Origin of the sequence: Amycolatopsis sp. NPDC051716 (assembly GCF_040681595.1) — a bacterium.
Lineage (GTDB): Bacteria > Actinomycetota > Actinomycetes > Mycobacteriales > Pseudonocardiaceae > Amycolatopsis.
In genome coordinates, this window is record NZ_JBFAZA010000013.1 from 94,872 (window position 1) to 116,880 (window position 22,009).

The window sequence follows — 22,009 nt, forward strand, 5'->3', positions numbered from 1 at the left end:
CCCGCGTTCCGCGCGGGCGGCCTTTCCTGTTCTCCGGAGGGCTGTTTTGAAGAGCAAGGTCCTGGCGGGCGCGCTGGCGCTCGCCGTGGTGGCGACGGGGGTGAGTCCCGCTGCCGCTTCGGCTTCCGGCGGCGACGCTCTCGACGCCGTCAACACGTTCATCGGCACGCAGGACGAGGGCAACACGTTCCCCGGCGCGTCGGCGCCGTTCGGGATGACGCAGGTCAGCCCCATCACCTCGCACTACGCCGGCTACCGCTACACCGACACGGCCATCCGCGGCTTCGGGCACTTCTTCCTGTCCGGCGCGGGCTGCTGGGAGCAGGGCGGCCTCGTCTCGACCCTGCCGACGACCGGAGAGATCGGTCCCGGCAAGGCGTTCGACACGACCAAGCCCGCCACCTTCGACCAGAAGCAGTACGCGGCGCCGTTCACCCACGACGGCGAGGTCGGCAAGCCCGGCTACTACAAGGTCCACCTGACCGGCTACGGCGGTGTCGACGTCGAGACGACCGCGGCGACCCGGGCCGGGGTCGAGCGGTACACCTTCACGAAACCGGGTGACGCCAACGTCTTCGTCAACGTCGGGCAGGCCAACGACAAGGAACCGGTGACGGGCAGCAGCATCCGCGTCCTCGACGACCGGACCGTCGAGGGCACCGTGGAGTCGCAGGCGTTCTGCGGCGGCAAGGCCTACACGACGTACTTCACGACGAAGTTCGACAAGCCCTTCAAGTCCTCGGGCACGTGGTCGCCGGCCGGTGGCACGCCCGGGTCCCGCGAGACCAGCGGCGGCGCGGGCCTGCGTGGCGCCTGGCTGACCTTCGGCGGCGGCGGTCAGGTCACCGCGACCACCGCGATCTCCCAGGTCGACGCGGCCGGCGCGCGGGTGAACCTGGCGTCGGAGCACATCCGGTCGTTCGACGCGGCGAAGGCCGACGTCCAGCGCACCTGGCGCCGCGAGTTGTCCACTGTGGACATCAAGGGCGGCACGCCGGACGACCGCACGGTCTTCTACACCTCGCTCTACCACGCGCTGCTGCAGCCGCTGACGGCGAACGACGCCGACGGCCGGTACTACGGCTTCGACAAGAAGGTCCACCGCGCGATCGGCTGGACGTACTACGACTTCTTCTCGCTGTGGGACACCTACCGCACGCAGAACCAGCTCCTGGCGCTGCTGCGGCCGGACCGGGCGCGCGACATCGCGAAGAGCATCCTGGCCATCCACGACCAGGGCGGCTGGCTGCCGAGGTGGGCGTACGCGAGCCAGGAGACGAACACGATGACCGGCGACCCGGTCACGCCGTTCCTGGTCGACCTCTGGCGCTTCGGCGCGTTGTCGGGCGAAGAGATGCACGCCTACCAGGCCCTGCTGCAGAACTCGCGCGAGATCCCGCCCGCCGCGTCGCCGTTCCAGGGCCGCTCGGGCAACGCGAGCTACCAGAAGGACGGGTTCGTCCAGTACGACCCGGACTTCCCGAAGAAGGGCCAGGACACCGACCCGAACCACGGCGCTTCGGCCACCCTGGAGTATGCGCTCGGTGACTGTTCGCTGTCGGTCATGGCGGCCGCGCTCGGCAAGAAGGACGACGCGGCGGCGCTGGCGGCGAAGGGCCGGACCTACCGGACGCTGTGGGATGCCACCCAGTCCGACCGCGGCTTCACCGGCTTCTTCCGGCCGAAGGTCCTCGGCGGCGCGTGGTTCTCGCCCGCCGACAAGCCCTACAGCCCGCAGAGCCAGGACGGCTTCCACGAGGGCACGGCGTGGCAGTACCAGTGGCTCGTGCAGCAGGACGTGCCGGGCCTCATGCAGCGGATGGGCGGCCCGGCGGCCACCGGGAAGCGCCTCGACGACTTCTTCGCCTACGACGAGCTGGTGAAGAACCCGGCGACGGCGGTGCGCGAGAACTGGGTCGTCGGCCCGTACGACTACTACGACCAGTTCCGCTACAACCCGAACAACGAGCCGGACCTGCACTCGCCGTGGATGTACGCGCTCACCCGGCAGCCGGCGAAGACGTCGACGGTCGTGCGGGCGGCGCACACGTTGTTCACGAACGCGCCCAACGGCGTCACCGGGAACGACGACCTGGGCACCATGTCGGCCTGGTACGTCTTCAGCGCGCTCGGGCTCTATCCCGCCGTCCCAGGGACTGGGAATTTCGTGCTGAACGCGCCGCGGTTCGAGAAGTCCGTGCTGCACCTGGAGAACGGGCGCGACGTCACGATCAAGGCGCCCGGTGCGGACGGTTCGAAGCTGCAGTACGTCTCGGGGCTGAAGGTCGGTTCGCGGCCGAGTGACCACGTGTACGTCAACGTGGACCAGCTGAAGCGCGGGACGACGCTCGACTTCGGCCTCACCGGCGACGCGACGGCGAAGTGGGGGACGTCACCTTCGGCCGCCCCGGCTTCGCCCTGCGCGGGGTAGTCACCCACCGCTCGCGGCCGTGGTTCAGACCACAATGGACCACGGCCGTGAGCATCGTCACGGGCCCCGGTGTTCCGGTGAGCGCCGTCACGCCTCACACTGGGTATCAGCACGTCCGACAGCGCCGTTGACGTCCACAGGCAGTCCGCCTTGGACGGTGTGTCGGGCGTTTTCTCGTGTCATGAACCAACGTGGTGAGACCCCACAGGAGGAAGAAGTGTCCAGCAAGGCCGCTCTAGTTTTCCGCGTGGCCGCAGTCGCCGAAGCCCTCTCCTGGGCGGCGCTGCTTGTCGGGATGTTCCTCAAGTACGTCGTCCACTCCTCTCACGAGGGCGGCGTGCCCGTCCTCGGCATGGTGCACGGCGTGATCTTCGCTCTCTACGTGGTCGTCTCCCTGTCCGTGGCGAAGCCGCTCGGCTGGCGCCCGAAGACGCTGGTCCTGGCGCTGCTCGCGAGCATCCCGCCGCTGTTCACCTGGCTGTTCGAGAAGTGGGCGCTGCGCAACGGCAAGCTCGACGGCCCGCAGCGGCTGACCCACGGCGGTGTCGGCCTGTTCCAGGTGAAGGAACCCGTCGCCGTCTGATTCCCAAGGCGTGAGAAAGGCCCGCACTCGGCCGAGTGCGGGCCTTTCCGCTGTCGAGCGCTTACTCGCTGAAGTCCCCGGCGGCGCGGCGCACCTTGGTCAGCAGGTCCGTCAGCTGCTCGGTCTGCCGTTCGGTCAGCCCGCTCAGCCCGAAGTCGATGGCGGTGACGGCTTCGGTCGCGGACTCGCGGCGCCGGCGGCCCTCGTCGGTGATCTCCACCAGCGTCGTGCGGCGGTCGGTCGGGTGCGGGACCCGCTTGACGAGCCCGTCGCGCTCCAGGCGGTCCACTATGTTGGTGACACTGGTGGGGTGCAGCTGGAGCCGCTCGCCCATCACCCGCATCGGCAGGCTGGCGCTGCGGGCGAAGGTGAGCAGCACCAGTGCTTCGTACCGGGCGAAGGTCAAGCCGTGCGGCTTGAGCGCGCCGTCCACCGCGGACTGGATGATCTGCTGGACCCGCATGACCCCGGTCACCGCGGCCATGGTCCCGGAGGGCCCGATGCGGTCCTCCCAGATCCGGGCCGCGCGGGCGATCGGGTCGAACGGCAGCGGACGGTTCATGACACGCGAAGTTACCAGCGGGTACCGGCGGGTGTCGCACGACTGGCGGAAATGGCCACCGAAGAAGGGACTTCCGAGCATGATCGTCGCGTTCAGCGTGAGCCCGTCCGGCGGGGACCCCGACGGCGGAGTGAGCGAGGCCGTGGCCCGCGCGGTGAAGGTCGTCCGCGAGTCCGGCCTGCCCAACTCGACCAACGCGATGTTCACGAACATCGAAGGCGAGTGGGACGAGGTGATGGACGTCGTCAAGCGCGCGGTCGAGGCCGCGGGCGAGGGCTCGGCCCGGGTCGGCCTGGTCCTGAAAGCGGACATCCGGCCGGGCTTCGAGGGGCAGCTCGAAGCCAAGGTGGACCGGGTGGAAGCCCACCTCCGCGAGTCCTGACGTACCGGAACGGCCGGCTCGCGTTCCCCACCGGTCGGCTCGCGTACCGGAACGGTCGGCTCGCGTTCCCCACCTGTCGGCTCGCGTACCGGAACGGTCGGCTCGCCGTCCGACCCTTCAGGTACGCCGTCCGACCGTCCGGGTACGCGAGCCGACCGTCCAGGTACGCGGGCGGACCGTCCGGGTACGCGGCCCGACTGTCCAGGTGCGCGGGCCGGCTGGTCAGGGGAGGGGCGGGGTGAAGGCGACCGTCCAGCGGCCGTCTTCGCTCGTCACCGTCAGCGGGTAGCTGAACGGCTGGCCGTCGCCGAGGGCGCCGGAGACCGTCGCGCGGGTCGGGGCGGCCACGTCCGGGCCCAGGTCCACGCGCACGGCGTGGACCCCGCGGTCGGCCAGCACCGAGACGTAGTCCTTCGCGAAGTCGCCGCCGCCCGAGCCGGGGTAGTCGAGGAGGTCGGCGAAGGCGTCGGCGTCGTGGCCGGAGAGCGCCGAGGCGAGCCGGTCGCGCAGCTCGGCCGGGGTGGCCGCACCGGGGTCCGGTTCGTGCACGATGAGCAGCGTCACGGCCCCGATCCAGACGACGGCGGCCGCGACCGAGAGACCCACCTTCACGTCACGCCGGATGTGCACCCGGCCGAGCCTGCCCCAGCGGTGCCGTCCCTGCCAAGCGGACGGCCCGGGCAGCGTGCGGAAACCCCGTGGATCGGCCCGGTCACCCGCTGAGCAGCCCCCGTTTTCCACGCTACCGGGGGCCACCGACAGTTCCCGGGGGCTGCGCGCGCGGCCCGGAATCGTCGGTGCCGGTCGGTAAGCTGGATACCGGGGGCCGGAGGCCGGCCCAGCTCGCTGCCGAAAGCCGCCCGCGATCGCACGCGGCTTTCGAACCCCGCGCCGCCGGCGCCCGAACCGGCCACACCGTGGACGGGGCCGGGCACCCCGTGAAACTTCTCCGGTGCGCGTGCCAGGATGGAACCGTGACACAACCACGCGGATCTGCAGCGAAGTCAGCGGCCCTGTCCGCCGCCCTCTCCGGCGCGGTCGACCTGTCCGCGCTCAAGGCCCGCGCCGAAGCGGCGCAACGGCAGCCGGCCCCGTCCGCAGGGCCGGCCGGTGGCGAGGGGCCGCCGCGGCCCGCCTCGGGCGATGCCGTGATCGATGTCACCGAGGCCACCTTCCAGGCCGAGGTCGTGGAACGGTCCCTGCACCAGCTCGTGGTCGTCGACCTGTGGGCCGAGTGGTGCGGCCCGTGCAAGCAGCTGTCCCCGGTCCTGGAGCGGATGGCCGGCGAGTCCGGTGGCGCGTGGGTCGTCGCGAAGGTCGACGTCGACGCCAACCCGCGGATCGCGCAGCTGTTCGGCGCGCAGTCCATCCCGACGATCGTCGCGATCGCCGGCGGCCAGCCGGTCGACGCCTTCTCCGGTGCGCTGCCCGAGCCCGAGATCCGCAAGTGGATCAACGCGCTGCTGGACGCCCTGCGCGACAAGCTGCCCGGCATCCGTGACGCGGAGGCGGCCGGCGGCGGCCCGGCCGAGGAGCCGGAAGACCCGCGCTTCACCGAGGCGGAAGAGGCCTTCGAGCGGGGCGACTTCGCCGCCGCGCAGGCCGCGTACGAGCGCATCCTCGACGTCGAACCGGCGAACGAGCTGGCGAAGAACGCCCTGGCCCAGGTCAAGTTCACCGCCCGTGCCGAAAGCGCCGACCCGGACGCGCGCGCCAAGGCGGACGCGGACCCGTCCGACTTGGCGGCCCAGCTCGACGCGGCCGACCTGGACATCGCGGAGAACGACGTCGAGGCGGGGTTCAAGCGCCTGATCGACGCGGTCCGCCGCACCGCGGGCGAGGACCGCAACAAGGTCCGCGAGCACCTGGTGGCCCTGTTCGACCTGTTCGACCCGGCCGACGACCGGGTCATGAAGGCCCGCCGCGACCTGGCGAGCGCCCTCTTCTGAGACGAAAAGGGCCCCCACCGCGGTGGGGGCCCTTTTTCACGTCAAAATCAGGCGTACTGCTTCGAGCAGACCGCCGAACCCTCGAGGTACCCGCGACGCAGCGCCTCGACCCGGTCGAAACCGCTGTCCGGGCGCTTCCCGTTGACGTCCGCGGACACCAGGCTCTCCGGCTGCAGCAGGTCCGCGATGGCCTCGTCGAGGTCGCCCGCCGAAAGCCGCAGGTCGCCCGGCCGGTTGGTGAACGCCGCCCAGGCGCCCACCAGGCAGGCGGTGCGCAGGCCCGCGTTCGCGTTGTCGATCGACGCGCCGACGCCCTTCTGGATGCCCAGCGCGTACCGCGCGGCGACCTCCGAGAAGGCCGCGAAGTCACCCATGCCGCCCGGGTCCTCGCCCTTCATCTCGGCGTCGCGGTCGATCGGCTGGGCGAGCTGGGCCAGCTTCGCCAGGTCGATGCTGACGGTGTTGTCGCCCGGGCAGTACGACGCCGGCGGCGTGGTCTGGCAGCTGCCGCCGTCGGTGATCTCGGGGGCGGTCACCCCGGCGCCCTTGAAGGCCTCGTCGAGGCTCTTCTTCAGCAGCGCGACCGTCTGCGCGGTGAACTTCGCGTCGCCCTTGCCCTGGTCGCCCTTGTCGAACGGGCGCTCGGTGAGGCGGGGCTTGATGTTCTCGGCCGTCATCCCCGCGCACTCCTTGGGGCCCTTCTCGAACCCGGCCTGGAAGGCGTACGTGCGGTCGAACGCCGTGCCGTGCGCGCCCTTGTCGGCGGCGCTGGTGCCGGCCTGGTCGCGGATCAGGAACATCGACGCCATCACCTGGTTCAGGCCTTCGGACGTCGAGACGCGGTAGTACTTGCTCTTGTCCTCGGCGACCCAGCGGAAGTAGCCGCCGGCGAAGCAGTCGGCCTGCTGCTCCTTGACCACGGTCGGGGTGTTCTTGGTGATCCCCGCCTTGTCCCCGAGCCGGTACTGGACGGCGTGGCCGAACTCGTGCGCGAGCACCACGACCACCGACATCGGGCCGAACCGCTGGCGCAGCATCGGCAGCAGCACGCCGCGGTCCCACGCCACCGAGTCGTCGACCGGGCAGTAGAACGCGTTCACGAGCTTCTTCACGCTGCCGCAGCCGGTCTTCTCGGTGTCGGTCTGCGCGTCGTAGGACAGCAGCGACTTGACCGGCTCGAACTGCCGGCCGAAGTTGCCCGGCAGCATCTCGCCCCAGTAGGTCTGGACGTCGTCGATCGCGGCGGTGGCGAGCTTGTCGTCCTCGCCGCCCTGGGCGTTGCGGACGTTCAGGCTCGGCGTCGGCGCGTCCGGCTTGAGACCGCTCTCGAAGTGCGTCACCGGCAGCCCGGAGACCGAGCCCGCACCGGTGTCCTTGGCCGGATCCCCGTTCGCACCGCCCTTGCTGTTGCACCCGCTCACGGCGACCGCCGCGACGGCCAGCAGCGCGACCAGCGCCCGCCGTCCTCCCCCTGGGATCATCTGTCCAACTCGCTCTCGTGCCCACCCGGTACCCGACGCGCAGGACCCTACCCAGGGCATTCGCCGAGCGTGCACGTAATCCCCGAAGTCCTCCCTGCGCAGTCGAGCCGGTGGCCCGATATCGTCGCTTCCCATGCGTGCAGTCCGCCGGTTCACCGTCCGCGCCAGCCTCCCGGATTCGCTGTCCGGCCTGGGCGCGCTGGCCACCAACCTGCGCTGGACGTGGCACCCGCCGACGCGCGACCTGTTCGCGTCGATGGACGCCGAGCTCTTCAACGCCGTGCGCGACCCGCTGCGGATGCTCACCGCGCTGCCGCCGGCCCGCCTCGACGAGCTCGCCGTCGACGACGGCTTCCTCGCGCGTGCCCGCGCCGCGGCCGAGGACCTGGAGAAGTACCTGTCGGAGCCGCGCTGGTACCAGCGCCGTGACGACGACGGCCTGCCGTCCGCGGTCGCCTACTTCTCGATGGAGTTCGGCGTCACCGAAGCGCTGCCGAACTACTCCGGCGGCCTCGGCGTGCTGGCCGGCGACCACCTCAAGGCCGCGTCCGACCTGGGCGTGCCGATGGTCGGCGTCGGGCTGCTCTACCGCAACGGCTACTTCCGGCAGTCGCTGTCGCTCGACGGCTGGCAGGTCGAGCACTACCCGGTGATCGACCCGAACGCCTTCCCGCTGGAGCTGCTGACCGTCGGCGGGCGGCCGGTGCTGATCGGCGTCGCGATGCCGGGCGGGCGCGAGCTGTGCGCGCAGATCTGGCAGGCCCGCGTCGGCCGGGTGCCGCTGCTGCTGCTCGACACCGACACCGAGGCCAACGACGAAGACCTGCGCGGCGTCACCGACCGGCTCTACGGCGGCGACGCCGACCACCGGCTGCGGCAAGAGATCCTGGCCGGCATCGGCGGGTTCCGGGCGGTGCGGAAGTACTGCGAGCTCACCGGGCACCCGCAGCCGATGGTGTTTCACACGAACGAGGGACACGCAGGCTTCCTGGGGCTGGAGCGCGCGCGAGAGATCGTCCAAGCCGACGGGCTCGCGTTCGACGAGGCCATGCCCGCGGTCCGCGCCGGGACGCTGTTCACCACGCACACCCCGGTCAGCGCCGGGATCGACCGGTTCCCGGTGGACCTGGTGCAGCGCTACTTCAACGACGGCAGGCTGGTGCCCGACATCGACCCGCGGCGCGTGCTCGCGCTCGGCGCCGAGGACAACCCCGGCCTGTTCAACATGGCGCACATGGGCCTGCGGCTGGCGCAGCGCGCGAACGGCGTCTCGCAGCTGCACGGACGCGTGACGCGCAAGATGTTCTCCCGGCTGTGGCCCGGGTTCGACCACGACGAGGTGCCGATCTCGTCGGTGACGAACGGCGTCCACGGCCCGACGTGGGTGGCGCGTGAGCTGAGCACGCTGCTCGGCCGCGAATGGGGCCTCGACGTCGGCGAAGGGCCGCTGCGCGACGGCGTCTCCGACGCCCAGCTGTGGGAGCTGCGGCGTGAGCTGCGCGAGAAGCTGGTGCACGAGGTGCGGCGCCGGGTGCGCGCCGCGTGGCTGCAGCGTGGCGCTTCCCCGCTGGAGCTGGGCTGGGTGGACTCGGTCTTCGACCCCGACGTGCTGACCGTCGGGTTCGCCCGCCGCGTCCCGACGTACAAGCGGCTGACGCTGATGCTGCGCGACCCCGACCGGCTGCGGACGCTGCTGCTGCACGAACAGCGGCCGATCCAGGTCGTCGTCGCGGGCAAGTCCCACCCGGCCGACGAGAACGGCAAGCAGCTGATCCAGCAGATCGTCCGGTTCGTCGACGGCGCGGACGTGCGGCACCGCATCGTCTTCCTGCCCGACTACGACATGTCGATGGCGCGGTACCTCTACCGCGGCTGCGACGTCTGGCTGAACAACCCCGTGCGGCCGCTGGAGGCGTGCGGGACGTCGGGGATGAAGTCGGCGTTGAACGGCGGCCTGAACCTGTCCATCCGCGACGGCTGGTGGGACGAGTGCTACGACGGCAGCAACGGCTGGGCGATCCCGACCGCCGACGGCGTCGCCGACCCGCTGCGCCGCGACGACCTCGAGGCCGCGGCGCTGTACGAGCTGCTCGGCCAGCAGATCGCGCCGCTGTTCTACGACCGTTCCTCCGACGGCGTGCCCACGGGCTGGCTGTCGATGGTGTGGCACACGCTGGAGACGCTCGGCCCGCGGGTGCAGGCGTCCCGGATGGTCCGCGAGTATGTGGACAACGGCTACCTGCCGGCCTCCCGCACGGTCGCGGCGGCCACCGGCGACGGCTACCGCGGCGCGCTGTCGCTGGCGGATTACCGCACGAAGCTCGAGGTGTCGTGGCCGCGGCTGCGGATCTTCGACTCGGAGCTGCTGGTGGAGGCGACCGAGCCCCTGGTGGTGGGCACCGAGGTGACGATCAGGGCCCGCATCGACCTGGCCGGCCTCGATCCGTCCGAAGTGGACATCCAGGCGGTGGTCGGCCGCGTGGCCGACGACGACGAGCTCCGCGACCCGGTCACGGTCCCGATGTCCGGCGACGGGGTCGGGGCGTTCGCGGCCCGCGTGAAGCTGCCGCGGCCGGGCGCGATCGGGTACACGGTCCGGGTGCTGCCGAAGCACGGCCTGCTGGCGACGCCGGCGGAGCTGGCGCGCGTGGTGCTGGCCTGACCTGGAGCTGCTCCAGCCGGAAATCGTTGCGCAGCCCGGCTTGGGCGGCGTTAGGTTGGACGCATGCGCTTCGGAATGTTCGTCCCGCAGGGCTGGCGGCTGGACCTGGCCGGCATCGACCCCGCGGACCACTGGAAGACCATGCTCGGCCTCGCGAAACACGCGGAGGCCGGGCCCTTCGAATCGATCTGGGTCTACGACCACTTCCACACCGTGCCCGTCCCCACCGAAGAGGCCACGCACGAGGCTTGGTCGCTGATCTCGGCGTTCGCCGCCGCGACGGAGACCGTCCGGCTCGGGCAGATGTGCACCTGCATGGGCTACCGCAACCCCGCCTACCTGGCGAAGGTCGCCGCCACCGCCGACCTCATCTCCGGCGGCCGGGTCGAGATGGGCATCGGCGCCGGCTGGTACGAGCACGAGTGGCGGGCCTACGGCTACGGCTTCCCGTCCGCCGGCGAGCGGCTCGGCCAGCTCGACGAGGGCGTGCAGATCATGCGTGACCTGTGGACGACCGGAAAGTCCACGCTGGACGGCAAGCACTACCGGACCGACGGCGCGATCCTGCGTCCGCTGCCGCCCCAGGAAGGCGGGCTCCCGCTGTGGATCGCCGGCGGCGGCGAGAAGAAGACGCTCAAGATCGCCGCGAAGTACGCGAAGTACACGAACTTCGCCGCCGACCCGGAAACGTTCACCCGCAAGTCGGAGATCCTCGCGCAGCACTGCAAGGACGTCGGCACCGACTTCGACGCGATCGTGCGCTCGGCCAACCACAACATCGTCCTCGGCGAGACCGAAAAGGACGTCCGGGACAAGCTGGCCTGGCTGCGGTCCCACCTCGGCAAGTACATCGAGGCCGACGCCGTCGAGCGCTGGGCGGCCAACTTCGAGAACAGCCCGGCCACCGGCACGCCGGAGCAGGTCGCCGAGAAGCTCGCCGCGATGGGGGAGCTGGGCATGTCGTACGCGATCTTCAACTTCCCGGAAGCCGCGTACGACCGCTCCGGCATCGACCTGTTCACCAAGCACATCGCCCCGACGCTGGCCGGCTGAAAACCGTCGGTCCCCTTCGGTAGCGTGGAAAACGGGGGCTGCTAAGGCACCGCGGGGCTCCCGCCGGCCTGCACGGGCAGGCCGGCGGCGGCCCACGCGCGGAACCCGCCGTCGAGGTCGGTCGCGCCGGGCAGGCCGAGCCGCTGCAGGTCGGCCGCCGCCAGGCTCGAGGAATAGCCCTCGTTGCACACCACGACCACCGTCGCATCGGGAGTCACCCCGGGCAGCCGCCATTCGCTGTCCGGTGCCAGCCGCCACTCCAGGTGGATCCGCTCGACGATCACCGCGCCGGGGATCTCGCCCTCCGCCTCGCGGTTCGCCAGCGGCCGGATGTCGACCAGCAGCGCCCCCGCCTCCTGCAGCTCGCGGGCCCGGGCGGGCGTCACCCGGTCCAAGCCGGACCGTGCGGAAGTCAGCAGCGAATCGACAGCGCTCATGACCGGACGATAGCGGGCAGCGGCGGGATTTCCGCCGGAACGTCGGCGAGCGTGGCGTACTCCCGCGTCGCCACCAGCGGCGGCGAATACGCGTGGACGCTCGCCGCGGGCCGGTCGCCGAGGCCGGTGACCTGGTGGGCGCGGCCGGCGCCGAAGCCGAGGCCTTCGCCGGCGACGTGCGTCCGGCGCCGGATCGGGCCGCCCGGGTAGCGGTACTCCTCGCCGAGTTCACCCTGCAGGACGGTGAACGAGCCGGACGCGCCGCCGTGGTCGTGCGGCTTCGTGGACTGGCCGGGCAGCCACGACAGCAGCCACAGCTCGACGCCGTCGGTCAGTGCCAGCCGGGCCCACCAGCGGCGGTCCTCGTCGAACCGCAGGATGCCCCGCAGGCCCGCGGTCAGTTCGGTGGTGACGGTGGTGGTCAGCTCGGCCAGCTCGCGCGGCGTCCAGAGTAGGCGTGCGGGGTGCAGCAGCTCGGGCAGGAGCGGGTCGGTCAGCTGCGGGTGGATTTCGACGGGCGGGCGAACCAGGGACGTGGTCAACGCGGGTGCTCCTCGCAACGTGGAGTGATCGGGACGCTCGAGCAGCGCGGCACCGCACGCGTCAGCGGACGCGAGGGATCAGCGGAGCCGCGCCCGCGTACACCCGGCCGAAGCGACGAGGAGCAGGTCGATCGCGCGACGGCGCCAGAACGAGCCCCGGGTCACCGGGGTCACGGGCGCGTCGGCGGTCATGGTCCGGATGGTGCCACAACCGGCGTTCCCGCTCGCGCCGTTCCACCTCGTGGAACGGGCTCCGACCTGCCCGTTCGCCGTCTCACCCGGGCGGGTGCGCACCCGCGCGCGACGGCAGACAGAATGGGCCTCGTGAGCGAGCCGATCCAGCCCAGCGAACTTGACGACCTCGTGGTCCGGATGGCCGGTGTCGGCGTCCGCCGGGGGACCAACGACCTCCTCGCCGGCCTCGACTGGACCGTGGAACTGGACGAGCGCTGGGTGGTGCTCGGGCCGAACGGCGCGGGCAAGACCACCCTGCTGCGCCTCGCCGCGGCCGAACTGCACCCGACCACCGGCGAGGTCGACCTGCTCGGCGAGCGGATCGGCCGGGTCAACATCTTCGACCTGCGCCCGCGCATCGGCTTCACCTCGGCGGCCATCGCCCAGCGCGTGCCGGGCGACGAGCTGGTCAAGGACGTCGTGGTCAGCGCCGGCTACGCGGTGCTCGGCCGCTGGCGTGAGGAGTACGACACCCTCGACACCGCCCGCGCGACCGAACTCCTGGACGCGATGGGCATCGGGCACCTGGCGGACCGCACCTTCGGCACGCTGTCCGAAGGCGAGCGCAAGCGCGCGCTGATCGCCCGGTCGCTGATGACCGACCCGGAGATGCTGCTGCTCGACGAGCCCGCCGCCGGCCTCGACCTCGGTGGCCGCGAGGACCTGGTCGCCCGGCTGTCCGAGCTGGCGCTGGACCCGGACGCCCCGGCCCTGGTGCTGGTCACCCACCACGTCGAGGAGATCCCGCCGGGGTTCACCCACGCGCTGCTCCTGCGCGACGGCCACGCGGTGGTGTCCGGGCTGGTCGACGACGTCATCACCAGCGAAAACCTCTCCAAGACGTTCGACCAGGACCTCGTGCTGGAGCGTTCCGGCGACCGCTTCTTCGCCCGCCGTCGCTAAGGTGTGGCTTACCGACCGGTAGCCTGCTGGCACCTGTTCAACGAGGAGGAGTGACGTGGGAGAGTTCGTAACCCTCGAGGTCAAGGACGGGGTCGGCACGATCCGGCTCGACCGCCCGCCGGTCAACGCCCTGAACGCCCAGGTCACCGCCGAGCTCGCCGAGCTGGCGAAGGAAGCCACCGAGCGCGACGACGTCCGCGCGGTGATCCTCTACGGCGGCGAGAAGACCTTCGCGGGCGGCGCGGACATCAAGGAGATGGCCACCCGCACGTACCCGCAGATCGCGAAGTTCGGCGCCACCCTCACCGGCACGCTGGCGGCCATCGCGAACATCCCGAAGCCGGTCGTCGCGGCCATCACCGGGTACGCCCTCGGCGGCGGCCTGGAGCTGGCGCTGACCGCCGACTGGCGGGTCGCCGGCGACAACGTCAAGGTCGGCCAGCCGGAGATCCAGCTCGGCGTCATCCCCGGCGCGGGCGGCACCCAGCGCCTGGCCCGGCTGATCGGCCCGAGCAAGACCAAGGACATCGTCTACACCGGACGGTTCGTCAAGGCCGAAGAGGCGCTCTCGCTGGGCATCGTCGACCAGGTCGTCGCCCCGGACGACGTCTACGCGGCCGCGCACAAGTGGGCGGCCCAGTTCGCGAACGGTCCCGCCGTGGCGCTGCGCGCGGCGAAGGCGGCCATCGACGGCGGCCTCGACACCGACCTGGCGAACGGGCTCAAGCTCGAATCGCACCTGTTCGCCGCCCTCTGGGCGACCGAAGACCAGCAGAACGGCATGAAGTCGTTCATCGAAAACGGGCCCGGCAAGGCCACGTTCGAAGGGAAATGACGCCTTGACCGACGTGAACGACCCGGCGCCGAACCCGCACGCCACCGCCGAAGAGGTCCAGGCGGCCTACGCCGACCCCAAGCTGGCGAACGTGCTCTACCACGACTGGGAAGCCGGCACCTACGACGAGAAGTGGTCGATCTCGTACGACGAGCGCTGCATCTCCTACGCCACCGACGTGTTCAACGCCGTCGCGGGCGAGGACGGCCAGCCGTACCAGCACGCGATGGAGCTGGGCAGCGGCACCGGCTTCTTCCTGCTGAACCTGATGCAGGGCGGCGTCGCCAAGAAGGGCTCGGTCACCGACCTCTCGCCGGGCATGGTCCAGGTCGCGCTGCGCAACGCCGAGAAGCTCGGCCTCGACGTCGACGGCCGGGTCGCCGACGCCGAGCGCATCCCCTACGACGACAACACCTTCGACCTGGTGGTCGGGCACGCGGTGCTGCACCACATCCCGGACGTCCAGGCGGCGTTCCGCGAGGTGCTGCGCGTGCTCAAGCCGGGCGGCCGGTTCGTCTTCGCCGGCGAGCCGACCAAGATCGGCGACTTCTACGCCCGCAAGCTCGGCCAGTTCACCTGGTTCCTGACGACCCGGGTGACGAAGCTGCCGGTGCTGAGCGGCTGGCGGCGTCCGCAGTCCGAACTGGACGAGTCCTCGCGCGCCGCGGCGCTCGAAGCCGTCGTCGACATCCACACCTTCGACCCGTCGGAGCTGGAGACGTGGGCCCGCGGGGCCGGCGCCCAGGACGTCCGCGCGGTCACCGAGGAGTTCGCCGCCGCGCTGGCCGGGTGGCCGATCCGGACGTTCGAGGCCGCGGTGCCGGCCGAGAAGCTCACCGTGCGCTGGCGGCTGTTCGCCTACCACCTGTGGCTGCGGCTGTCCGCCGTGGACAAGAAGGTCCTGGCGAAGATCCTGCCGCGCGAGCTGTTCTACAACGTCATGATCACCGGGACCAAGCGGCCGTCCTGAATTGGGATATTCGTTCAGCCTCGGCGACGTCGCCCACCTGCGTTCCGGCGCGGGGGTGGCGGCGCTCGCCGAGGTCTCGGCGCTGCCGCTGACCGACCCGATCGCGTCCGTCGCCGCCGTGCGCCGCCTGGTCGGCACGGAACACGCGAGCGCGGTGCTGGAAACCGTGCTCCTGCGTCGCAAAGCCGCGTCCAAAGTGGATTCCGACGGCTGGCTGTTCACCTCGGACGCGCTTCAGCAGGCGAGTGCCACCCCGGTCGCGCGGCACCGGGCGGCGCGGCTGGCCGGGCTCGACGTCCACGACGTCACGTGCTCGGTGGGGGCCGACCTCGTCGAGATCGCCCGCGTGGCCCGGCGCGCGCTGGGGTCCGATCTGGACCCGGTACGCCTGGAAATGGCCCGGCACAACGGAACCGCCGCGGGGGTCGCGTTCGGGCTCGCGCGGGCCGACGCCCTGCGTCCGGCCAGCCGGTCCGGGGTCGTCGTCGCCGATCCGGCCCGCCGGGATTCGGCGGGGCGCCGGGCGTGGAAACCCGCCGACTTCGCCCCGCCGCTCGACGGGCTGGTCGAGGCCTACCCCGGGCGTTCGCTGGCGATCAAGTGCGCTCCCGGCCTCGACTTCGCGCTCACGCCGTGGGCGGACGAGGTCGAACTCGTGTCCCTGGACGGCCAGGTCCGCGAATCCTGCCTCTGGCGGGGCCTGGGCACCGGCGTCACCCGCCGGGCGACCGTGCTGCGCTCGGACGGGACACAGTGGACGGTCACCGACGCCGAACCGGACGAGCTGCCCGCGCGCGAGCCGGGGGAGTGGATCGTCGACCCCGATGGCGCCGTCGTCCGGGCCGGGCTGGTCCGCCACTACGCGGCGCGCCACGGGTTGTGGCAGCTGGACGAGCGCATCGCGTACCTGACCGGTGACACCCCGCCACCGGGCGTGCGGGCCTTCCGGGTCCTGGAGCAGGGGCCGTACACCGAGAAGGCGCTCAAGGCCGTCCTCAAGCGACACGACGTCGGCAGGCTGGAAATCTTGGTGCGGGGCCTCGACGTCGACCCGGACGCGCTGCGGCGGCGCCTGAAACCCCGTGGCGGCGCGGAGGCGTCGGTGGTGCTGACGCGGATCGGGCGCTCACCCGTGGCGTTCCTGTGTCGTGCGGAAAGAATCACGTGAACGGAAACTTTCGAGGGGTGGAACTCCGGGTGAACGTGACGTAGGTTCCCCGAGTTGCCGAGTTTCACCGGAGGGTCGCCGTGCCGAAGAAATGGTCAGGTCTCGTCGAGCTCGCCGCCGCCGCGGCGATCGGCGCCACCGTCGCCTCGGGGGCCACCGCGCTCGCCGGCTCGGACGAATCGACGGCCGCGCGGTCGAAGGAGCCGGCCAACATCGGCCAGGTCAAGCTCGACGTCAAGGCGTACTACGGCGACTACGTCGACGCCGCGGGCAAGCACCACTACTCCGACACGAGCCGGTTCGTGAAGGACACCAGCCGGGTCGTCTCCGACGCGAAGCGCTTCCTGCAGCAGCAGCTGGGCCGGGTGAAGAGCCCGGCGATCGTGCTCGACGTCGACGACACCTCCGAGATCACCTACGGCTGGGAGGCCGACAACGACTTCGGCTTCGACCCGGTCAAGCAGCAGCAGGCCATCGACAACGGCACGTTCGTCGCGAACAAGCCGGTGCTGGAGCTGGCCAACTGGGCGGCGCAGCACGGCGTCGAGGTCTACTTCCTGACCGGCCGCAACGAGTTCCAGGGGCCGCAGTCGCTGAAGAACCTGGCCGGCGAGGGCTTCCCGGCCCCGGCCGGCGCGTTCTTCAAGCCGAAGACGACCGCGCCGGACTACCTGCCGTGCGGGCTGACCTGCACCACCATCCAGTACAAGTCCGGCACGCGGGCGCACATCGAGGCGACCGGCACGAAGATCGTGCTCAACCTCGGCGACCAGTTCAGCGACCTCGAAGGCGGGCACGCGCTGCGCCCGGTCAAGCTGCCGAACCCGATGTACTACCTGCCCTGAGCGTGGAATAACCACCGGGCCCGGCGTGCTACTCCCTGTACACAGGACTCTTAGGGAGCTGACATGGCGAAGCAGGTTCTGCAGCCGGGCCCGGACCACCCGATCACCGTCGAGCCGACGAAGGCGCGGGTGGTGGTCAAGGCGGGCGGTCGCGTGATCGCGGACAGCCGCAACGCACTCACCCTGCAGGAATCCACGTACCCGGCGGTCCAGTACATCCCGCTGGCGGACGTCGACTCCGGGGTGCTGGAGCGGACCGGCCACGAGACGTACTGCCCGTACAAGGGCGAGGCCGGCTACTACTCGCTGAACGCGGGCGACGTGAAGGGCGAGAACGCGGTCTGGACGTACGAGAAGCCGTACGACGCGGTCGCGCCGATCAAGGACCACGTCGCGTTCTACCCGAACGTCGTGGACTCGATCGAGCTGATCGAGGACTGAGCTGGACCTCGACCTGCTGCGCACGTTCCTTGCCGTCCACCGGGCCGGCTCGCTGACCCGCGCGGCACCGTCGCTGGGCCTGTCCCAGCCGACGGTGACCGCGCAGGTCAGGGCCCTGGAGGAGCAGCTCGGCCAGCAGCTGTTCGTCCGGTGCGCCCGCGGCGTGACCCCGACCTCGGTGGCCGACGAGCTGGCCGCCCGGATCGCCCCGCACATCGACGCGCTCACCGGCGTCGTCGCGGGGCGGCCCGACCCGTTCGCGGCGCCCGTGCACCTGGCCGGGCCCGCCGAGCTGACCACGGCCCGGGTGCTGCCCGCGCTGGCCGGCCTGGTGGCGTGCGGGCTCGAACTGCGGGTGACGTTCGGCCTGGCCGACGACCTCCTGGCGGGGCTCGCGCAGCGGCGTTTCGACCTGGTCGTCTCGACGATCCGCCCCCGTGGCCGGGGCTTCACGGCCACCCCGCTGACCGACGAGGAGTTCGTCCTGGTCGGCCCCCGCGGCTTCACCGGCGACCCCCGGACGGCGCCGCTGGTGGCCTACGCCGAGGACCTGCCGATCATCCGCCGCTACTGGCGTTCGGTCCTGGGCACGCGCCCGTCCGCGGGGCCGGCGGTCGTGGTCCCGGACCTGCGCGGAGTCCTGGCCGGCGTGCTGGCGGGCTTCGGCGTCAGCGTGCTGCCGCGGTACCTCTGCGCGGCGGAGCTGGCGTCGGGGGAGCTGATCGCGCTGCTGGAGCCGGAGGAGCCGCCGATCAACACGCTCTTCGCGGTCACCCGGACCGAGCACTGCCGGCCGGGGCCCGCGGCGGTGCGGGACGCACTGCTCGCGGACGCCGCCCGGTGGTGACTCAGCCGGTGTAGCCGGCGAAGATCTTCGCGAACTCGTACTTCGCCTGCGGCACGTTGGTGCACTTGTAGAGCGCGCCGGTGCACGCGTTGGCGTCGCGGCCGGCCTCCCAGAACGACAGCATGCCCAGGTGGACGGTCTTGGCGAAGGCCACCAGCGCCCGGGCGTCCTTCTGGTAGAAGATCTCGTTCTGCGAGTCGTTGACGCCGATCATCGGGGTGACGCCGACCTTCTTCCACGCCGCCGCGTCGCTCAGCCCGTAGAGCGACTTGAGCTGCGCCTGGGTCGCCTTGGCCGCCGAGATCGCCTTCGCGCCCTGGTCGCCGGCGCCCTGGTAGTAGTCCATCGCCATGATGTTGACCAGATCCAGGTTCACCCCGGCGTCCTTGGCGGCCTTGACGACGTTGAGCCCGTTGGCGTCGAGGCCGGAGGGCAGCACCGGCAGGGTCAGGGAAATCTTGAGCCCCGGGTTGTTGTTCTGCAGCGTCTTCAGGGCCTGGGAGCGTCGCGCGATCGACGCCGGGTCCGCGACCGCCGCGCCTTCGATGTCGAAGTCGGCGTACTTCAGGCCGTAGGCCTTGACGACGGCGTCGTACTCGGCCGCGACCTGCGCAGACGTGCCGCACGCCTGCGCCAGTTCGATGCCGGACGCGCCGCCGAAGGAGATCTTGACGTCGCCGCCCGCGTTCCGGATCTTGGCGATCTCCTCCTTCTGCCACGCCGTGCGCGGGTCGTAGGCGCCGAACCAGCTGGCCTTGCAGCCGTAGGAGTTGACGAACGCGAGCGTGAAGCCCTTGACACCGCTCGCGGCCGACATCGCCGACAGGCTGGGCGTCGGCCAGGCACCCATGTCGACATAGGGACCGACCGGGATCGGCGAGCCGGCCGCGGCGCCGGCGACCCCGGTGCTCAGCAGGGTGGCGCCGGCCAGGACGGCCAGCAGGGAACGCAGACGCATGGGAACCTCCACGACTCGAAGCGCGGCGGCGGAATTGTCTCCATTGGTATAGACCATTTACCGTGGTGTGGACCATCGGCCGAACGGGCTACCCCGGTCACGCTGCGTCGCTCAGGCCGCCGCGCGACGCCGTCCCCGACCCAGCCAAAACTCGGCGGCCAGCAGCGGGAGCACCCAGCCGGTCCACGTGGTGATCCCGGCGATCGCCTGGCCCAGTGCGAGTTCGCTGCCGCCGAACGTCGTGTCCAGCTGCGGCGTCAGCACCATCGCCCACACCACGCCCCAGATCCGGTTGCTGATGATCGACATGCACAGCGCGAAGCTGCGGACCATCCAGCGTCGGTGCTCGCCGAACCGGCGCGCCCGCGCCATCCGGTAACCCTGCACGGTGCAGCCGAACCAGAGCGTCGCGAGCAGGACGTTCGACACGGCCCCGACCGGGCCGAACGGCGCCGCGAGCGCGATGGCGAAACCGGCGATCGACGCCGGGATCGCGCCGGCGAAGACGTACACGCGTCCGGTGCGGCGGTGCACCGCCGGGTGCTGCTGCCGCAGCCACGGCCAGATCTGCAGGGCGCAGGTCACCATGGCGAGGGTCGCGAAGCCGATGTGCGTGACGAGCACCGGGTAGTACCAGCCGGCCGGGGCGGGGATCCGCGACCGCGCGGGATCGAGCCCGAGGTAAGGCGGCAGCGAAAAGACCAGAAAGGCGGTGACGAGCAGCCCGAGCGGGAACACCCACGGGCGGCGCACCCACGGCTTCGGGCGGCGGACTTCGGTCGTCGTCATGGTTCCCCCTGTTTCGTACGGTGTATTCGGACCGTATTTACGCGGGGCCTCGACCGGCAATCATTGCCTTTGATGTTGGGGGAGTACCCTGAAACCGTTCTAGGTCCGGTCGGTAAGTGTTCTAGTACGGAGTCCCCGGTGGCCGAGGCGCCCTACCTGCGGATCGCGGCGGACCTGCGCCGCCGGATCAGCGCGGGCGAGCTGCGGCCGGGCGACCGCGTCCCGTCGACCCGGGCGCTGGTCCGCGAGTGGGGTGTCGCGATGGCGACCGCGGCGAAGGCCCTCTCGGCGCTGGGCGAGCAGGGCTGGGTGCGCGCGGTCCCGGGCAGCGGGACGGTCGTCGCGGACCGGACGCCGGCCAAACCGCCGCTGGGCCGGGCCGCGCTGGTGCGCGCGGCCATCGCCCTGGCCGACGCCGAAGGTCTCGCCGCGTTGTCGATGCGGCGGCTGGCGGCCGAGCTCGGCGTCGGCCCGATGGCGCTGTACCGGCACGTGCCGGACAAGGACGAGCTGCTCCGGCTGATGGCCGACGTCGCGCTCGGGGAGGCGGAGCTGCCGGAGCCGGGCCCGGCGCGGTGGCGGCCGCGCCTCGAACTCGCGGCCCGCGCGCAGTGGCGGGCGTACCGCCGTCACCCGTGGCTGGCGCCGATCCTGCTCAATTCCCTGGTCCGGCCCCCAGTGCTGGCGGCGGGGCTCCGGCTGGTCGACTGGTCGCTGCGAGCGCTGGCCGGCACCGGCTTGAAGCGCCGGGTGAAGCTGCAGGTGATCATGACGCTCAACGGCTGGGTCGGCGGTCTGGCGGTGAGCAACGCGTTCGAGGTCCAGGCGGAGCAGGACACGGGCATCACCGGCGACCAGCGCTTGGAGGCGGACATGGCGCTGCTGACGCACTTTCTCGAATCGGGCCGCTTCCCCGAGCTGACCGAAGTGCTGACCGGCCTCGAGGACGTCGACCTCGACGAAGCGTTCGAGTTCGGGTTGCGGCGCCAGCTCGACGGGATCGCCGTGCTGCTGGGCGAACACTAGACTGGCAGCGGTGCTGATCACCACGGAAAGGCTCACGCTGCACGCGTGGTCCGAAGCCTGCTTCGACGGCTTGTTCGCGTTGGCCCAGCTGCCCGAGACGGTCCGCTACGTGGGAACGGGCGAGCCGTGGAGCCACGAGTACACGCTGGCCAAGCACCGCGCAACGCTCACCCACTGGACCGAACACGGCTTCGGCTGGTTCGCGGTATCGGCGGCGCCGGGTTCGTTCGACGGAGTGGTGTCCCTGGTGCGCCGCAACGCCACGGAGTCGGGCCTCGGCCGGCCGGCGGTGGAGATGGGCTGGTGGATAGCCCCCTCGGGCTGGGGCCGCGGCTACGCAACGGAAGCGACGACGGCGGTGCGCGACCGCGCGTTCGAGTCGGGCTGGGCGGATCGGTTGCTGGCGGTGTACGAACCGGTGAACAAGCCGTCGGCTCGGGTGGTGGAGAAGCTCGGGTTCACCGTGCACAGCAAGTTCGTGCTGGACGGCCGGGTGGAGCAACGGGCGGTCCTGGAACGCCCGAGCTCTTGAGCGCGAAGCGGGTTTTCCACAGCCTGGCCGCGTTGTGGAGAACCGGCTCGTCCGCAGGCCTTTTTCGGGGAGTTCGTCGCACCCCGCCGATAGACTGGACTCGGGGGGCGCCCCCGCGGCCTGCTTCGTGGTTCCCGATCGAGAAAGCTGCGGCCACGGCGGCACGACGGGCCGCCGCCCCACCGTGAATCCAAGCTCCGAGCCCTGCTCGATGATCAGCAGCTGGAACCGTTCTGGTCGTGGTCGATCAGCCTGCGACCATCGGGGCGTAGCCGCCCGCGCAGCAGCCATCAGGTCGCCCACCGGCCCGGCCTGGCGATGGGCCGCAACGCCCACCTCCATCCGGCCACGCGATGGCTGGTGCCTGGGCCGCGTTCGC

The 22,009-nt window shown here is 71.3% G+C and carries 22 protein-coding genes; 15 read left to right on the forward strand and 7 right to left on the reverse strand.

The features are described 5' to 3' along the window. Window positions 1-46 precede the first annotated feature (46 nt). Window positions 47-2,431 carry a GH92 family glycosyl hydrolase gene (locus AB0M30_RS19665; protein ID WP_364585447.1) on the forward strand — a complete coding sequence of 795 codons (2,385 nt, stop codon included), beginning with the start codon at window positions 47-49 and terminating at the stop codon, window positions 2,429-2,431. 217 nt (window positions 2,432-2,648) lie between these two features. After that, on the forward strand, window positions 2,649-3,014 hold the full coding sequence (locus AB0M30_RS19670) for a DUF3817 domain-containing protein (RefSeq protein WP_364585449.1): 366 nt from the start codon (window positions 2,649-2,651) through the stop codon (window positions 3,012-3,014). Between the two features lie 61 nt (window positions 3,015-3,075). Here AB0M30_RS19670 and AB0M30_RS19675 read toward each other — a convergent pair whose 3' ends face one another. Beyond that, complete coding sequence (locus AB0M30_RS19675) at window positions 3,076-3,576, reverse strand: MarR family transcriptional regulator (RefSeq protein ID WP_364585451.1); 501 nt, start codon at window positions 3,574-3,576, stop codon at window positions 3,076-3,078. 79 nt (window positions 3,577-3,655) lie between these two features. Here AB0M30_RS19675 and AB0M30_RS19680 point away from each other — a divergent pair, with 79 nt between their 5' ends. Next, a complete protein-coding gene (locus tag AB0M30_RS19680; RefSeq protein ID WP_360169561.1) occupies window positions 3,656-3,958 on the forward strand; it encodes a thiamine-binding protein in 303 nt (100 codons plus the stop codon). A gap of 222 nt (window positions 3,959-4,180) precedes the next feature. On the opposite strand, the gene AB0M30_RS19685 is transcribed toward AB0M30_RS19680, so the two are convergent. After that, on the reverse strand, window positions 4,181-4,588 hold the full coding sequence (locus AB0M30_RS19685; RefSeq protein ID WP_364585453.1) for a hypothetical protein: 408 nt from the start codon (window positions 4,586-4,588) through the stop codon (window positions 4,181-4,183). A 344-nt stretch (window positions 4,589-4,932) separates the two neighbouring features. Between AB0M30_RS19685 and AB0M30_RS19690 the strand changes: the two genes are divergently transcribed. Next, the gene (locus AB0M30_RS19690; protein WP_364585455.1) at window positions 4,933-5,907 is read left to right on the forward strand and encodes a tetratricopeptide repeat protein; all 975 of its coding nucleotides are present in this window, start codon (window positions 4,933-4,935) and stop codon (window positions 5,905-5,907) included. A 47-nt stretch (window positions 5,908-5,954) separates the two neighbouring features. Here AB0M30_RS19690 and AB0M30_RS19695 read toward each other — a convergent pair whose 3' ends face one another. Continuing rightward, window positions 5,955-7,388, reverse strand: coding sequence for a neutral zinc metallopeptidase (locus AB0M30_RS19695; RefSeq protein ID WP_364585457.1), 1,434 nt, complete (start codon window positions 7,386-7,388; stop codon window positions 5,955-5,957). Window positions 7,389-7,521: 133 nt separating this feature from the next. Here AB0M30_RS19695 and glgP point away from each other — a divergent pair, with 133 nt between their 5' ends. Continuing rightward, a complete protein-coding gene (gene glgP, locus AB0M30_RS19700; protein WP_364585459.1) occupies window positions 7,522-10,050 on the forward strand; it encodes an alpha-glucan family phosphorylase in 2,529 nt (842 codons plus the stop codon). A gap of 63 nt (window positions 10,051-10,113) precedes the next feature. Next, the gene (locus tag AB0M30_RS19705) at window positions 10,114-11,103 is read left to right on the forward strand and encodes an LLM class F420-dependent oxidoreductase (protein WP_364585461.1); all 990 of its coding nucleotides are present in this window, start codon (window positions 10,114-10,116) and stop codon (window positions 11,101-11,103) included. 41 nt (window positions 11,104-11,144) lie between these two features. Here AB0M30_RS19705 and AB0M30_RS19710 read toward each other — a convergent pair whose 3' ends face one another. Both AB0M30_RS19710 and AB0M30_RS19715 read right to left on the reverse strand, forming a co-directional pair. Beyond that, window positions 11,145-11,540, reverse strand: a complete 396-nt coding sequence (locus AB0M30_RS19710) for a rhodanese-like domain-containing protein (protein ID WP_364585463.1) — start codon at window positions 11,538-11,540, stop codon at window positions 11,145-11,147. Further along, window positions 11,537-12,082, reverse strand: a complete 546-nt coding sequence (locus AB0M30_RS19715) for a cysteine dioxygenase family protein (RefSeq protein WP_364585465.1) — start codon at window positions 12,080-12,082, stop codon at window positions 11,537-11,539. Before AB0M30_RS19715 ends, AB0M30_RS19710 begins: the two co-directional genes overlap by 4 nt. Before the next feature lie 315 nt (window positions 12,083-12,397). Here AB0M30_RS19715 and AB0M30_RS19720 point away from each other — a divergent pair, with 315 nt between their 5' ends. The 7 genes from AB0M30_RS19720 (at window position 12,398) to AB0M30_RS19750 (ending at window position 18,325) form a co-directional block, all read left to right on the forward strand. Next, a complete protein-coding gene (locus AB0M30_RS19720; RefSeq protein WP_034284427.1) occupies window positions 12,398-13,219 on the forward strand; it encodes an ABC transporter ATP-binding protein in 822 nt (273 codons plus the stop codon). Window positions 13,220-13,274: 55 nt separating this feature from the next. Further along, window positions 13,275-14,054, forward strand: a complete 780-nt coding sequence (locus AB0M30_RS19725; protein WP_364585467.1) for an enoyl-CoA hydratase-related protein — start codon at window positions 13,275-13,277, stop codon at window positions 14,052-14,054. Window positions 14,055-14,058: 4 nt separating this feature from the next. Next, window positions 14,059-15,024: a class I SAM-dependent methyltransferase gene (locus tag AB0M30_RS19730; protein WP_103335345.1), complete on the forward strand. Its 966-nt coding sequence runs from the start codon at window positions 14,059-14,061 to the stop codon at window positions 15,022-15,024. A gap of 1 nt (window position 15,025) precedes the next feature. Continuing rightward, window positions 15,026-16,192, forward strand: a complete 1,167-nt coding sequence (locus AB0M30_RS19735; protein WP_364585469.1) for a class I SAM-dependent methyltransferase — start codon at window positions 15,026-15,028, stop codon at window positions 16,190-16,192. Window positions 16,193-16,272: 80 nt separating this feature from the next. Continuing rightward, on the forward strand, window positions 16,273-17,037 hold the full coding sequence (locus AB0M30_RS19740) for an HAD family acid phosphatase (RefSeq protein ID WP_364585471.1): 765 nt from the start codon (window positions 16,273-16,275) through the stop codon (window positions 17,035-17,037). A gap of 63 nt (window positions 17,038-17,100) precedes the next feature. Continuing rightward, window positions 17,101-17,478: a DUF427 domain-containing protein gene (locus tag AB0M30_RS19745; protein ID WP_103335349.1), complete on the forward strand. Its 378-nt coding sequence runs from the start codon at window positions 17,101-17,103 to the stop codon at window positions 17,476-17,478. A 16-nt stretch (window positions 17,479-17,494) separates the two neighbouring features. After that, a complete protein-coding gene (locus AB0M30_RS19750) occupies window positions 17,495-18,325 on the forward strand; it encodes a LysR family transcriptional regulator (RefSeq protein WP_364585673.1) in 831 nt (276 codons plus the stop codon). A gap of 1 nt (window position 18,326) precedes the next feature. On the opposite strand, the gene AB0M30_RS19755 is transcribed toward AB0M30_RS19750, so the two are convergent. Together AB0M30_RS19755 and AB0M30_RS19760 are read right to left on the reverse strand one after the other, a co-directional pair. Then, window positions 18,327-19,283: a chitinase gene (locus AB0M30_RS19755; protein WP_364585473.1), complete on the reverse strand. Its 957-nt coding sequence runs from the start codon at window positions 19,281-19,283 to the stop codon at window positions 18,327-18,329. A 111-nt stretch (window positions 19,284-19,394) separates the two neighbouring features. Then, window positions 19,395-20,072 (reverse strand): DUF2306 domain-containing protein, encoded by a 678-nt coding sequence (locus AB0M30_RS19760; RefSeq protein WP_364585475.1) that lies wholly within the window; start codon window positions 20,070-20,072, stop codon window positions 19,395-19,397. 138 nt (window positions 20,073-20,210) lie between these two features. Between AB0M30_RS19760 and AB0M30_RS19765 the strand changes: the two genes are divergently transcribed. Then, a complete protein-coding gene (locus tag AB0M30_RS19765) occupies window positions 20,211-21,098 on the forward strand; it encodes a TetR/AcrR family transcriptional regulator C-terminal domain-containing protein (protein ID WP_364585477.1) in 888 nt (295 codons plus the stop codon). A 10-nt stretch (window positions 21,099-21,108) separates the two neighbouring features. Beyond that, a complete protein-coding gene (locus AB0M30_RS19770) occupies window positions 21,109-21,630 on the forward strand; it encodes a GNAT family N-acetyltransferase (protein WP_364585478.1) in 522 nt (173 codons plus the stop codon). The last annotated feature ends 379 nt before the right edge of the window (window positions 21,631-22,009 follow it).

What these genes read in the sequence shown, in the direction of transcription:
- AB0M30_RS19695 (WP_364585457.1), bottom strand. Translation starts at nt 7,388, where the DNA reads ATGATCCCAGGGGGAGGACGGCGGGCGCTGGTCGCGCTGCTGGCCGTC.
- AB0M30_RS19760 (WP_364585475.1), bottom strand. Translation starts at nt 20,072, where the DNA reads ATGACGACGACCGAAGTCCGCCGCCCGAAGCCGTGGGTGCGCCGCCCG.
- AB0M30_RS19745 (WP_103335349.1), top strand. Translation starts at nt 17,101, where the DNA reads ATGGCGAAGCAGGTTCTGCAGCCGGGCCCGGACCACCCGATCACCGTC.
- AB0M30_RS19755 (WP_364585473.1), bottom strand. Translation starts at nt 19,283, where the DNA reads ATGCGTCTGCGTTCCCTGCTGGCCGTCCTGGCCGGCGCCACCCTGCTG.
- glgP (WP_364585459.1), top strand. Translation starts at nt 7,522, where the DNA reads ATGCGTGCAGTCCGCCGGTTCACCGTCCGCGCCAGCCTCCCGGATTCG.
- AB0M30_RS19705 (WP_364585461.1), top strand. Translation starts at nt 10,114, where the DNA reads ATGCGCTTCGGAATGTTCGTCCCGCAGGGCTGGCGGCTGGACCTGGCC.
- AB0M30_RS19720 (WP_034284427.1), top strand. Translation starts at nt 12,398, where the DNA reads ATGGGCCTCGTGAGCGAGCCGATCCAGCCCAGCGAACTTGACGACCTC.
- AB0M30_RS19675 (WP_364585451.1), bottom strand. Translation starts at nt 3,576, where the DNA reads ATGAACCGTCCGCTGCCGTTCGACCCGATCGCCCGCGCGGCCCGGATC.
- AB0M30_RS19710 (WP_364585463.1), bottom strand. Translation starts at nt 11,540, where the DNA reads ATGAGCGCTGTCGATTCGCTGCTGACTTCCGCACGGTCCGGCTTGGAC.
- AB0M30_RS19680 (WP_360169561.1), top strand. Translation starts at nt 3,656, where the DNA reads ATGATCGTCGCGTTCAGCGTGAGCCCGTCCGGCGGGGACCCCGACGGC.